The sequence below is a fragment of the Moritella sp. 5 genome, assembly GCF_018219455.1.
Taxonomy (GTDB): domain Bacteria; phylum Pseudomonadota; class Gammaproteobacteria; order Enterobacterales; family Moritellaceae; genus Moritella.
Genome location: NZ_CP056122.1, coordinates 1,997,071 through 2,009,919 on the forward strand (window position 1 = coordinate 1,997,071; position 12,849 = coordinate 2,009,919).

The window sequence follows — 12,849 nt, forward strand, 5'->3', positions numbered from 1 at the left end:
ATGAACTTTGCTGAATTTGCAATTAAACAACGCACCTTCATTCTGTTCTTTATGGTGGTGTGCATTATTGGCGGTGTAGCCTCTTACTTTAAGCTCGGTAAGTTTGAAGATCCTAGCTTTACAGTAAAAACAGCATTGGTAATAGCTATGTATCCAGGTGCTTCAGCCTTAGAGGTCGAAGAGCAAGTTACCGATGTTGTTGAGGCTCGCTTACAACAGATGGAGACTCTCAATCGAGTTCGCTCCCTGTCCCAACCTGGTATGTCGATGGTTTTTGTGGACTTAAAAGAGTCGACAAACTCTGCCGATCTGCCACAGGAATGGGATTTACTTAGACGCAAAGTGAATGACCTTAGCTTAGAGCTTCCACCATCAGCTCAAATAAAATTGGTTAAAGATGAATTTTCTGAAGTCTACGGTATGCTGTTTAGCATCCATAGCAGCGAAGCTGAGCCTTATGAATTAAGAGAGTATAGCAAAGAGCTGCAGCGTCGCTTACAAGCTGTTAATGGTATTAAGAAAGTGGAACTGCATGGTGTTCAATCCCGATCTGTTTATATCGACTTTCCACCAGAAAGGTTAGCGCAATATGGCTTGACTGCCGTTCAGGTATGGGATCAGCTTAGAACTCAGAGCAGTACTTTTTATGCTGGTAGCTTTATGGCAGATCAAGAGCATATCCGTGTTAATCAAAGCAGTGAGTTTAAATCATTAAATGATGTGAAGAACCTCATGATCAGAGGTGGTATCAATGAACTTGCGACTAGTACACTACGCTTGGGGGATGTTGCAGAGGTCACCATGGGTTACCGTGATCCAGCATTTACGATGAATCGATACGATGGTGAGCAGTCTGTTGCAGTCGCGGTAAGCCCTATTTCTGGTTTTAATGTGGTCTTACTTGGGGATACCATCAAAAGTGTCATTGCAAATTACCAAAATGAACTGCCCCTTGGTGTTGAGGTTAGTACGGTAACCTTTCAGCCTGAAGAGGTTGAAATAGCAATCAACAAATTTTTAATCAACATATTAGAGAGTGCGCTGATAGTTGCTGTTGTTCTATGGATCTTTATGGGCTTTAGAAGCGCATCGATTGTGACTTTTAGCTTGGTGTTTACCATCTTACTGACTTTAATTTTTATGTGGATGAATGACATCAGTTTACAGCGTGTTTCTCTAGGTACATTTATCATTGCTCTCGGTATGCTGGTTGATAATGCTATCGTGATCACTGATATGTTTAAGTCGAAACTTAACAAAGGTATTGAGCGTACCGAGGCGGCAATAAGCTCAGTGAAAGAGACCGCACTACCGCTACTTGGTGCCACCATCATTGCAATTACGGGATCAAGTCCAGTCATCTTTTCTAAAACGGATGTAGCTGAGTTTGCACTATCACTGTTTCAAGTTATGGCGGCTTCGCTTCTGCTTTCTTGGCTTGTGGCTGTAGTGATTACGCCGCTGCTTTGTTGGTACCTAATATCGAAAGATAATAAGATTCAGCAAGCAGAACAGAGTCGCTATAACCGCTTTGTGACTCTAGCTGTTTCGAACCCTAAGAAGGTGCTGGTTGGTATTGTTCCAGTCATTTTGGCTGCGATCATCATCGTTCCTAATGTGAAGACGAACTTTATGCCATTGTCTGATCGTCCATTAGTATTTTTCGATTATTGGCTACCAAATGGCTCTAGGCTGTCTCAAACATCCGAGGACATGAAAAAGGTTGAGCACTGGCTGCTAGAGCAAGATGAAGTGGAGAGTATTGCCAGCTTCATTGGCGAAAGTGCGCCTCGTTTTTCTATGACAGTAGAGCCTGAACCGCTCGATTTTTCTTATGGTCAAGTTGTTATTAACATGAAAAGTTTTGACGCTATCGATAGCCTTGTTGTGAAAGGGGATGAATGGGCAGCGCAAGCTTTTCCTAATGCTGAGCCTAGATTTAAAAGCTTGAAGATGGCGACCTCAGAGAAATATAGTCTTGAGGCTCGTTTTTCTGGACCTGAACCTGCAGTGCTGCATAAACTAGCAGATCAAGCTAAAGCCATATTTAGACAGAATGAAAATACGACATATGTGCGTGATGATTGGCGACAGAAGAGCAAGGTGATAACCCCAGTCGTGAACCAAGAGCGTGCTCGTGAAGCTGGTGTTACACGATCCGATATTGCATTTACAATCTCTCGAGCCTCAACAGGTGTACCGCTGAGCCAAATGTATCTAGGAGATGAAGCTATCCCAATAATGATCCGAGATACCAGTCGTAATTTGTCGAACTTAAACAACTTACCTGTTAGATCCACGCTTAGTCTTCAATCGACTCCTCTTGGTCAAGTGGTTGATGGTTATAACACTGGCTTTGAAGAGACAAAAATCTGGCGTAGAAATCGTGTTCGAACCATTACTGCTCAAGCTGGGATTACTGTAGGACTGGCCGCTTCTGATATTAGAAAAGAAATAGCAGCTCAGATGGAAAGCATTGAACTTCCGCTTGGTTACTCATTTGAGTGGGGGGGGGAGTTTTATGATGAAGATAAAACCGTGACTGATATTTACAAACAGTTGCCTAAAGCGGGGTTGGTTATGGCGATTATTTTAGTGGCAATGTTTAATGGTTTTAAGCAGCCGCTGATTATCATAGCAACGATTCCACTAGCGGCAACGGGTTCCGCATTGGGTTTGGTTCTATTTGATAAGCCTTATGGTTTTACAGCGCTGATAGGTGCGATTGCTCTAAGTGGCATGATTATCAAAAATGGTATTGTATTAATGGATCAAATTGAGCTGGAGCGCAAGCAAGGAAAGGCGTTAAACGAGGCTGTGATTAATGCCACCCTTAACCGTACCATGGCTATTTCGATGGGGGCATTGACCACTATTTTAGGTATGATTCCGTTGCTTGGTGACACCTTATTTTCCCCAATGGCAGCAACTATCATTGGCGGCTTACTGCTTGCGACAGTTCTCTCATTGATCGTGATGCCAGCCGCTTATTGTTTATTTACCAAAGAGTCAGAGGATGTTCAGACAACGAAGAGAGACTCTTCTGAGTATAAAACCGCGCTTGCAGGAGAGTCTAAATGAAAAATGTGATGAAAAACTGTTCCATACTAACCTCTGTTGCTGTGCTAAGTATGACATTGTTTGGCTGTACGCTAGGAACTAAATACCAAGCTCCTCAAACAACGATGGAAGCGGCCTATATGAATGCGAACAGTGATGAAACAACTAAGGCTCATGATCGAAAAGATTGGTGGGCAAGTTTTGATGACCCTATTCTCAATCAGTTAGTTTGGGATGCGCAGCACCAAAATATTTCATTACGTATGGCATCAGAGCGCATTCAGATGGCAAAGAATTATCACCAAATTGTGGAGTCATTTAAGTTGCCGACAGTGAGTGTTGGCGCAAGCTACTACAACTACCAAATTAGTGAAAATACTCCCTTAATCGGTGGTGCCGTTTCACCAGTCGGAATACCTAGTGCTTTACAGCCTGCCTTTGGTGAAAGCATTACCCTAGCTGATGCTCAGCAAGATGGCTTAACGATAGGTGCGACCATTGCGTGGGAGGCAGACCTTTTTGGCCGTATTGACCATCAGGTGAACGCAGCTAAGATCAAGGAAGAGCAAGCAGAGATCTACAAGCAAGGCCTATACGCCTTAATTACGGCAGAGGTGATTCATAACTACCTCCAAGTACGGGGTACACAAGAGCGCAAGCAAGTCCTGTTAACCACGGTTGAGGATCAACAAAAGCTATTAGGCTTAGTAGAAAAAGTGGTTGAGATTGGCTTTGGCTCAGAGTTGGACTTAGCACAAGCAAGAGCAATGTTAGCAGCTACCGAGTCGATGCTTCCTCAATTAGAAATTGCCGAGCAGGTACATAAGCACCGCATCTCAATTATTTTGTCGGAATCTCTACAAGATATCGATAAACGTTTTGAACAATCGGTACCACTTGGAGAAATCAAAGGCATAATTCCAGTAGGGATACCATCGGAATTATTAGAGCGACGTTTTGATATTAAATTAGCTGAACGTGAGATGGCTGCGGTTAACGAAGAGGTTGGAGTTGCGATTGCGGCTCAATATCCAAAGTTTTTCTTAACGGGTACGCCAGGCTTATCTACGGGTAGCTTTGATGAGTTGTTTAGCAGTGGTTCATTTGGTTGGATTGGTAGTGTTGGTATTCGATGGAACATCTTTGATGCAGGAAGAGGCGAGGCAGTTGTGGCATTCAATGAAGCTCGTTTTAAATCAGCAGTATTAAGCTACCATAATACGGTGGAGAGTTCCTTTAAAGAGGTGGATTCACTACTATTTACTTATGGTAAAAGCCAAGAAAATAACGAAAAGCTTAATGAAGCATTAAAAGCTTCAGAAGTTGCTGTTAAGAAAGCCAAATCACTCAATGAGGTGGGCTTAATTGATAGTATTGCTGTACTGGATGCTCAAAGGGGACTAAATGCGATGAAGGATAAGAAAATCAGTGCCAAGCTACAGACGGTTCAAGTGATAGTTAGCTTGTATAAGGCGCTAGGTGGTGATTGGAATATTGTTGAGGGCGATGACTCTGAAGAGAGTTAGAGTTTTTTATAACATTTAATCTAATCTAGATAATCACAACTTATGCTTTAAACCAAGTTAGGAGTTTTATTCTAGCTTGGTTTTGTGCAATCGTTTCATATATGCGTAACGGCGTGACTTGACCATTACGCTCTAATGAAAACCATATCTGTATTATTCGCAATCTCTCTAGCCATGCCCGTACTTGCGTTGGCAGTCGATTTTAATAAACTGACAGAGTCTGTAGACAAAGAAAAAGCCTCCGATTCGGTCGACAAAGAAAAATTGAAGTCATCAGTTGACGGTACTAACGTTGATTACAAAAAAGCCTATGAGTCGCTTGATAAGGAAAAAGTTTCCGATGCTATTGATATGGAAAAAGCAAAGGAAGCACTAACAGAGTCATGTTCTTAAACTGATCACTGGTGAATTTACTCATTTCGAATTATTCTGAATTATTCTTAGTTTTGTTGGTCGATACAATATTCGTACATAATTGAGGATATTGATTTGAAATACAAAAGGTTATTATCGATGGCATTATTTGCCGTATTGTATAGTGCTTCGACCATAGCTTCGGCTTCTTCACCAGTTATATATAGTATCAATGTGAATAGTAGCAACCCACTATTAGCCAAGGTGAAGATCGATACCAGCACTTTGCCTGATATTACTATGTTAGCATCCAGAACAATGCGAAATAACATACAACCTGAACTGATTTGTCAGCGTGCCGGGTTACCAGATCGTAGTATTGATTTTGGTTCATCAATTAGCTGCGACAGCGTGGTCTGGACGCTTAATTTCCAGAAAGAGGCTATTGAAGGGGTCGATGCCTCACTTCAGAACAATATTTATTCGCCTGCAGATGGTTGGCATTTGCTTACTGAGTGGAATAGTTTACCGCGTATTAAAGGCATGAATAATGTCCAAGTTTGTATCAATTCAGATAATCCCCAGTGTCAGAAACTTCCATCAATCTCATCTCCTCCATTATTTATGGTTTGGGGAATGGCAGGAAAGGAGTTAAATGTCGATGGTGTTCCTGTTCACGTGATGACAAATCAAAAACAATTACTACAACAAGATTCAACGTGGTTGCCAATATTGAGTAACCAAATTAGTTATATAAAATCTGTTTTCAATGTAGATAAAATGGAGCCATGGTCGCTCGTATGGCTTAAACGAGAAGTTAGCTCTGGGAGTATTGGTGGGGCTGCAGGTAATCAAATCTATATTGCCAATGTAGCGACCGAGAACGGCAGACTAATATCAAAATCATATCAACATTTATTAAAAATATCTGCACATGAATCGATTCATTTTTTGTCTTCCATCTCTGCGCCTGTATGGGCTGATGAAAGTCTTGCTGAGTACTATGCGATCAAGTCTCTTAGTAAAACGGTATATAGTTTACCAGACCCAATAGAAAGCTGGCAGCGTATGGCTGTTAAGTTTCCACATGGAGGAACTAATTTATATGAGGCAAGCCGCTTTGTTACAGAGGAACAGAATTACGAATACTATGGCTTGTTTTACACCAAGGGGCCTGCGTTTTGGGCTGAACTTGATAAACAACTTCATCTTAAAGGTGACTCGCTTACTTATCATCTTTCGGAGTTAAAAACAGAGTGGGAAGTAAATCTACCACCGCAGTTTGTTGATGCCATGATTAAAAAGATTGGCGCTAAGGATTGGGCAAGAATAGAGAGTAAATACCTGTGATTTTTGAAAATCATTAATCCAGTATCATGTTGAAATAAAAAGGCGGCTAGTTTTGACTAGCCGCTTACAGCAGCCTTGATTAATTTTATCTCTAAAACGTATCTTGTTATCTAAACAATAAACTAGAGCCGATAACCATTAGCATACAAAAAGCTATTTTACGCATAGTGTCTAAACTGATCGGCGGTGGGTAATGTTTGGCAAGCCAACTAACGCCGAGCACGATAGGAATACATACAGCGGAGAAGAGTAGCATGTCAGATGTTAATTCACCGCGTATCCCAACCATAATGAGACGGCTGATTGAACTAACAAAAAATATACTTAGCAGGTATAAACGAATGAGATTAAGCGTAAAAGGTTGGCGATAGAAAATATAGACGAGTGGTGGACCACCCATACTAAACATGCCGTTTAAGATACCCGATGCAGTACCTGCACAGAAAAACGTAGGTTCTTTAGAGTGTTTACGGTCTTTATGTGGCGACTTTAAGATCATACTGATCCCTGCACCGATAATCGCAACGCCCAGTATCGTTTGTAATATCTCATTAAAAGAGCTGCTGAGGTATTCTAGTAATGTTAAACCTATAAACATGCCTGGTAACATACCTGCCACGGTAATCATGACTACTCGCTTATTTAATTGCCCGAAACAGCCTTTAAGTATGAATATACTATTCATTAGCGTGACGCTACTAATTACAACGGATGTGAAAGCGATAGGCACTAGGTTAAAAGTTGTGACAGTCCCCATTACGATCATGCCTAAGGCAAAACCTGCGATACTCTGTACGTAGGTAGCCACAGCAATAATCGCCATAAAAGGCAATAAAGTTTCAACGAGCATTATGTATTCCTAACCTAGGGAATTGATACGATTACGCGGTATTTACCCATGAAAACTAGCGTTAATACGCTGTTATGTGTAATTACTTAACATTTTCGAAGGTAGGGCGTTATTGTACTGATAATGTAGCTACTACTCAATCACTCTACGCAGCTAGCGTGTAATTCCGCGTAAAAGTAGGGACGGATTAATGTGAACCTTAAATAGGTTTTAATTCTTTTTTTTAGTATGCTTACTTTATAAGTAAGGTCCGCATCGTTATAGGTTGTTAATGTGGTATTGGTCGTGTCAGATTTGGAGAGTAAAATGAAGCAGCCAATAGTTGGTTATCACAAAGATGAAGAAGATGATTGGGTTGCCGAGCTGGTCTGCGATCATTTCCAGCATGTTCGTCACAATCCACCTTGGTTTTGTCGACCTTGGGTGGTCACACTGGAGGGGCGAAAATCAATGTTAGGCTTTGAACTTAACTGTAAAAAATGTGATGAAGGAGCCCCTCGTGATAAGGACTAAACCTTAAGTAATGGAGTCTGTAATGAAATTGATTCATGACGCAGAATTTGAAATAGCACAAAGTATTGTCGTTAACCTGCAAAGTAAAGCTAATGATCCAGAATGGCAATGCCGTGAATGCTCAGAAGAAAATGATGCCTCATTCGATGTTTGCTGGAATTGCCAATCTGAGAACTATTAATATTTTCATAGCTTATAATTCATAAAAATTAGTTGGCTTGCCGGTATAAGTACAGACACTAAATAGCTAGGTTATGGTTATTAAGTGAAACTCTCTAATTAACATGTATTTTTAAAACGCTGTGATTTCAATATCATTTTTTGAGCTGTATGTGCTTCATGCAGTAATTCATTGAGCTGTGGGATATTAGTATCCCATTCAATAAGGGTCGGGATTGTGTTGCAATGCTGCAAATAATATTCAAATAGCTGCCATACTTCGGGCGTTACCTTTTGGCTATGTTCTTGGTCGAAGGTGATGTGGTTATTCTTTAATTGTTTATTGCTACCAGATAGGTGGATCTCGCTGACAATACCGCTTGGTATTGACGCTAAGTAATCATAAGGGTTGAATTCGAGCTGATGACTACTAATATGAACATTATTAATATCGAGCAGTATTTTACAGTTTGTAGCGGCTTGTAGCTCAGTCAAAAAGACGGCTTCTGTCAGGGTATTATTTTTATATTGGCAATAACAGGCCGGATTTTCGATTGCAATTGTTTGACCTAGAATGTGTTGTACTTGTTCAACCCGTCGAATCACACGCTTGAGGTTTTCTTCTGTGTAGGGAATGGCTAATGTATCACTATAATGCTGACCAGCAATGGAGCTCCAGCCCAAGTGTTCTGATACTCGAAATGGCTTATAACGGTCAACCAGTTTTTTAATATTATGAATGTGGATAGTATCAAGTAGCTCATTAGAAGAGAGCGCTAAACCAATACCGTGTAAGCTGATGGGATAGCGATCACAGGCTTTATCCAAGTAATACGTCGCCTCTGAGTTTATCTCGAAGTGATTCTCACTGTGTACTTCTACCCAGCCAATATCGATTTGGCTATTAGTGAGTTTCTCATAATGTGCAGGACGCATGCCGATCCCAACTAAATCATCTAACATAAAGTTGTCCTATTTTAAAGCCGTGGTACTTATACGTTATTGAAGTGCTTATACGCTATTGAAGTTTTTATACGTTATTGAAAGGAGTATGGGTAAGGTTTACTCGTTTTGCAAAGTAAATCACATTCTATATCGTAAGCTATTGAGAGTTAGATTTTGTGAGATGAGAAAATGGATGTTGGATCACAATATGAACAAGCCTTAATATAGTGAATATTGTTAAGGCTTGTTATTTTAGGGGTGTTAATACACGTTACTTAATTAATCATAAGTATATTATGCTGAAACCGTTATTGTTGCGATGACGGCAAGTGTTATGTCACTATCTGCTTTACAGCAACAGGGTAATATCGTTCCCGCTGCAACCGCTGCAAGTGGTTCGGTTGTATAAGTAACCGTGCCACTTGAGAGCGTAGTGCGGCAAGCGCCACAATAGCCTTGACGGCACTGGTATTCAATTTGATGTCCAGTGCGCTCAAGCGTATCAAGCAGGGAGCTATCTTGTGTTGAAACTTGATAGCGTCCTGAATCAGTTGTCAGCGTAATCGACATTATAGAACGAATGTACCTATGTCTGCGTGGTTGATCTCGGCGTTAATTTGACCAACTAAGTATGAACTGATTTCAGACTCTTGTGGTGCAACTTGTACGTTATCAGACACTAACCAAGCATTGATCCACGGTAGTGGGTTACTTTTCACTTCAAATGCCGTTGGTAAGCCAACTGCAGCCATACGTGTATTGGTAATGTATTCAATATAATCAGCAAGAATGTCTTTATTCAAACCAATCATAGAACCATCTTTGAACAGATATTCTGCCCAGTCTTTTTCTTGTTGTGCTGCATCAGTAAAGATTTTCAGTGTTTCTTGGAAACATTCAATTGAGATCTCTTGCATCTCTGGATCGTCTTTACCGTCAGCCATCAAGTTTAGAATGTGCTGTGTGCTGGTTAAATGCAATGCTTCATCACGGGCAATAAGCTTGATAATTTTAGCGTTACCTTCCATTAATTCACGTTCAGCAAACGCGAAAGAACATGCAAAACTAACATAGAAACGGATTGCTTCAAGCACGTTTACCGATACCATTGCTAGGTATAGCTTTTTCTTCACGGCACGTTGGTTAACGACAATTTTTTCACCGTTAATAACGTGTGTGCCTTCACCAAGTAGGTGTAGCTGCTGAGTCGCATGGATTAAGTCATCGTAATAACCAGCAATGTCTTTAGCACGTTTTAGAATTTCTTCATTGGCAACGATATCATCGAATACTTCTGATGGGTCATTCACGATATTACGAATAATGTGTGTGTATGAACGTGAGTGAATCGTTTCACTGAATGACCAGGTTTCAATCCATGTTTCTAGTTCTGGTAATGAAACCAATGGTAAAAAAGCAACGTTAGGAGAACGGCCTTGGATACTGTCTAATAATGTTTGGTATTTCAGATTACTGATGAAAATGTGTTTTTCGTGATCAGGTAATTGCTGATAATCAATACGGTCTTTACTTACATCAACTTCTTCTGGGCGCCAAAAAAATGATAACTGACGTTCAATTAACTTTTCAAAAATTTCATGTTTTTGTTGGTCAAAACGGGCAACGTTAACAGGCTGGCCGAAAAACATTGGTTCTTTTAATTGATCATTTTTAGTTTGGCAAAAAGTAGTGTAACTCATTGGTCATCTCTATTTTATACATTAAATTGGCAGCCTAAGCTGCCAAATGAAAGGGGGTAGGTTTATTCGGTGTATGTAATTAGATTGTTTAGATCTTACATGCGCCGCCTTCACAGCCCTCGTCTTCTTTAACTACATCTACGTCTGATGCACCGTCACGTGTGTTATGGTAGTAAAGCGTTTTTAAGCCGTACTTATACGCTAACATCAGGTCAGTTAACAGCGTTGTCATCGGTACTTTTTGCCCCGGGAAACGTTGTGGATCATAGTTAGTGTTAGATGAAATCGCTTGGTCTACGAATTTCTGCATTAAACCAACAAGTTGTAAATAACCCGTGTTGCTTGGAATGTTCCAAAGTAATTCGTAGTTATCACGCAGATTCTCGTAATCAGGTACCACTTGTTTCAAGATACCGTCTTTACTTGCTTTAATACTGATTAAACCACGTGGTGGCTCAATACCATTTGTCGCATTTGAAATCTGGCTTGATGTTTCTGATGGCATCAATGCTGTTAGTGTTGAATTACGTAAGCCGTGTTCTTTAATTTCGCTACGTAATGTTTCCCAATCTAGGTGTAATTCTTCATCACAAATTTCATCTAACGCTGACTTATACGTATCAATTGGTAAGATACCTTGTGCGTAAGTTGTTTCGTTAAATGCTAAACACGGACCTTGTTCTTTCGACAGGTTCATTGACGCTTTTAATAGATAGAATTGAATTGCTTCAAATGTCTTATGCGTTAGGTTGTTTGCGCTACCGTCTGAGTATTTAACACCGTTTTTCGCTAGGTAGTATGCGTAGTTAATCACACCTATACCTAATGAACGACGCGCCATTGTTGACTTTTCAGCCGCTGGCATCGGATAGTCTTGGTAATCAAGTAAGCTATCTAGTGCGCGAACTGCAAGGTCTGCAAGGTTTTCTAATTCACTTAGGTCTTTAATTGCACCAAGGTTGAACGCTGATAATGTACATAGCGCAATTTCACCATTTTCATCACCTGGGTGTTGCATTGGTTTTGTTGGTAACGCAATTTCTAGACATAAGTTACTTTGTCTTACCGGTGCAACCGCTGGATTAAATGGACTGTGAGTATTACAGTGATCCACATTCTGAATGTAAATACGACCGGTACTTGCACGTTCTTGCATCAGTAAAGCAAACAGTTCGCTGGCTTTAATCGTTTGCTTACGAATTGATGGGTCTTGTTCGTAAAGCGTATATAGACGCTCAAATTCATCCTGATCTTGGAAGAATGCATCATACAAACCATCAACATCAGACGGGCTGAATAAAGTAATGTCTGTGTTATCAATTAAGCGTTGGTACATTAAACGGTTAAGTTGCACGCCGTAGTCAAGGTGACGTACACGGTTTTCTTCAACACCACGGTTATTTTTAAGTACAAGAAGTGATTCAACTTCTAAATGCCATAGTGGGTAGAATAATGTTGCTGCACCACCACGAACGCCACCTTGAGAGCACGATTTAACGGCTGTCTGGAAGTGTTTGTAGAATGGGATACAACCAGTGTGGAATGCTTCACCACCACGGATTGAACTACCTAATGCACGAATACGACCTGCATTGATACCGATACCAGCACGTTGCGATACATATTTAACAATAGAGTTAGATACTGCATTGATAGAATCTAGGCTATCGTCACACTCGATCAGTACACACGAACTGAATTGACGAGTAGGGGTACGAACACCCGCCATTATTGGTGTTGGTAGTGAAATTTTAAACGTTGACGTTGCTTCGTAGAAACGACGAATGTAGTCCATACGAACAGATTTATCATAAGTCGCGAATAAACTCGCTGCCACTAAGATATATAGAAATTGTGGGCTTTCGAAGATGTCACCAGAAATACGGTTTTGTAGTAGGTATTTACCTTCTAATTGCTTAATTGCACCATAAGAGAAGTTCATGTCACGCCAGTGATCAACTAACTCATCCATTTCTGCGAATTCTTCCGCTGTGTAATCTGCAAGTAGGTGTGCATCATAGCGAAGCGCATCAACATTGAGTTTTACGTGCTCATAAAGCGCTGGTGGTTCAAATTGACCGTATGCTTTCTTACGTAGGTGGAAGACGGCTAAACGCGCAGACAGATATTGGTAATCTGGTGCTTCTTCACTAATTAAATCAGCTGCAGCTTTGATCATGGTTTCATGTATATCTTCAGTACGTATGCCGTCATAAAACTGGATGTGAGATTTTAACTCAACCAGTGACACAGATACATTATTCAACCCTTTGGCTGCCCATTTGATCACGCGGTGGATCTTTTCAAGATCGATCGTTTCTTGCTTACCGCTGCGTTTTGTAACTAGTAAATTCTTATTCATTTAGCTGACTGACCTTAAAACAATGTTAAG

The 12,849-nt window shown here is 40.6% G+C and carries 11 protein-coding genes; 6 read left to right on the top strand and 5 right to left on the bottom strand.

Features of this window, described 5'->3' with window-relative positions; all coding sequences use genetic code 11:
* The 4 genes from HWV01_RS08955 to HWV01_RS08970 all read left to right on the top strand — a co-directional run bounded on the left by HWV01_RS08955 (nucleotide 1) and on the right by HWV01_RS08970 (nucleotide 6,290).
* Entirely contained in the window at nucleotides 1-3,081 is a 3,081-nt protein-coding gene (locus HWV01_RS08955; RefSeq protein ID WP_211675049.1) for an efflux RND transporter permease subunit, read from the top strand.
* Complete coding sequence (locus HWV01_RS08960; protein WP_249185493.1) at nucleotides 3,078-4,586, top strand: efflux transporter outer membrane subunit; 1,509 nt, start codon at nucleotides 3,078-3,080, stop codon at nucleotides 4,584-4,586. Before HWV01_RS08955 ends, HWV01_RS08960 begins: the two co-directional genes overlap by 4 nt.
* A 135-nt stretch (nucleotides 4,587-4,721) precedes the next feature.
* Nucleotides 4,722-4,979, top strand: coding sequence for a hypothetical protein (locus tag HWV01_RS08965; RefSeq protein WP_211675050.1), 258 nt, complete (start codon nucleotides 4,722-4,724; stop codon nucleotides 4,977-4,979).
* 120 nt (nucleotides 4,980-5,099) lie between these two features.
* Complete coding sequence (locus HWV01_RS08970; protein ID WP_211675051.1) at nucleotides 5,100-6,290, top strand: hypothetical protein; 1,191 nt, start codon at nucleotides 5,100-5,102, stop codon at nucleotides 6,288-6,290.
* 106 nt (nucleotides 6,291-6,396) lie between these two features.
* Here HWV01_RS08970 and HWV01_RS08975 read toward each other — a convergent pair whose 3' ends face one another.
* Nucleotides 6,397-7,140 (bottom strand): sulfite exporter TauE/SafE family protein, encoded by a 744-nt coding sequence (locus tag HWV01_RS08975; protein ID WP_211675052.1) that lies wholly within the window; start codon nucleotides 7,138-7,140, stop codon nucleotides 6,397-6,399.
* Between the two features lie 306 nt (nucleotides 7,141-7,446).
* Between HWV01_RS08975 and HWV01_RS08980 the strand changes: the two genes are divergently transcribed.
* Together HWV01_RS08980 and HWV01_RS08985 are read left to right on the top strand one after the other, a co-directional pair.
* Nucleotides 7,447-7,653, top strand: coding sequence for a DUF3565 domain-containing protein (locus tag HWV01_RS08980; RefSeq protein ID WP_211675053.1), 207 nt, complete (start codon nucleotides 7,447-7,449; stop codon nucleotides 7,651-7,653).
* Between the two features lie 22 nt (nucleotides 7,654-7,675).
* Entirely contained in the window at nucleotides 7,676-7,834 is a 159-nt protein-coding gene (locus HWV01_RS08985) for a hypothetical protein (protein WP_211675054.1), read from the top strand.
* Between the two features lie 98 nt (nucleotides 7,835-7,932).
* Here HWV01_RS08985 and HWV01_RS08990 read toward each other — a convergent pair whose 3' ends face one another.
* The 4 genes from HWV01_RS08990 to nrdA all read right to left on the bottom strand — a co-directional run bounded on the left by HWV01_RS08990 (nucleotide 7,933) and on the right by nrdA (nucleotide 12,819).
* A complete protein-coding gene (locus HWV01_RS08990; RefSeq protein WP_211675055.1) occupies nucleotides 7,933-8,775 on the bottom strand; it encodes a DUF692 family multinuclear iron-containing protein in 843 nt (280 codons plus the stop codon).
* Nucleotides 8,776-9,051: 276 nt separating this feature from the next.
* Nucleotides 9,052-9,327 (bottom strand): class I ribonucleotide reductase maintenance protein YfaE, encoded by a 276-nt coding sequence (gene yfaE, locus HWV01_RS08995; protein ID WP_211675056.1) that lies wholly within the window; start codon nucleotides 9,325-9,327, stop codon nucleotides 9,052-9,054.
* Complete coding sequence (gene nrdB, locus HWV01_RS09000) at nucleotides 9,327-10,457, bottom strand: class Ia ribonucleoside-diphosphate reductase subunit beta (RefSeq protein WP_211675057.1); 1,131 nt, start codon at nucleotides 10,455-10,457, stop codon at nucleotides 9,327-9,329. Before nrdB ends, yfaE begins: the two co-directional genes overlap by 1 nt.
* 88 nt (nucleotides 10,458-10,545) lie before the next feature.
* Entirely contained in the window at nucleotides 10,546-12,819 is a 2,274-nt protein-coding gene (gene nrdA / locus HWV01_RS09005) for a class 1a ribonucleoside-diphosphate reductase subunit alpha (protein WP_211675058.1), read from the bottom strand.
* Nucleotides 12,820-12,849 lie beyond the last annotated feature (30 nt).

Coding starts and splice junctions, on each gene's coding strand:
- HWV01_RS08985 (WP_211675054.1), top strand. CDS start 7,676: ATGAAATTGATTCATGACGCAGAATTTGAAATAGCACAAAGTATTGTC.
- nrdA (WP_211675058.1), bottom strand. CDS start 12,819: ATGAATAAGAATTTACTAGTTACAAAACGCAGCGGTAAGCAAGAAACG.
- yfaE (WP_211675056.1), bottom strand. CDS start 9,327: ATGTCGATTACGCTGACAACTGATTCAGGACGCTATCAAGTTTCAACA.
- nrdB (WP_211675057.1), bottom strand. CDS start 10,457: ATGAGTTACACTACTTTTTGCCAAACTAAAAATGATCAATTAAAAGAA.
- HWV01_RS08955 (WP_211675049.1), top strand. CDS start 1: ATGAACTTTGCTGAATTTGCAATTAAACAACGCACCTTCATTCTGTTC.
- HWV01_RS08980 (WP_211675053.1), top strand. CDS start 7,447: ATGAAGCAGCCAATAGTTGGTTATCACAAAGATGAAGAAGATGATTGG.
- HWV01_RS08975 (WP_211675052.1), bottom strand. CDS start 7,140: ATGCTCGTTGAAACTTTATTGCCTTTTATGGCGATTATTGCTGTGGCT.
- HWV01_RS08965 (WP_211675050.1), top strand. CDS start 4,722: ATGAAAACCATATCTGTATTATTCGCAATCTCTCTAGCCATGCCCGTA.
- HWV01_RS08960 (WP_249185493.1), top strand. CDS start 3,078: ATGAAAAATGTGATGAAAAACTGTTCCATACTAACCTCTGTTGCTGTG.
- HWV01_RS08970 (WP_211675051.1), top strand. CDS start 5,100: ATGGCATTATTTGCCGTATTGTATAGTGCTTCGACCATAGCTTCGGCT.
- HWV01_RS08990 (WP_211675055.1), bottom strand. CDS start 8,775: ATGTTAGATGATTTAGTTGGGATCGGCATGCGTCCTGCACATTATGAG.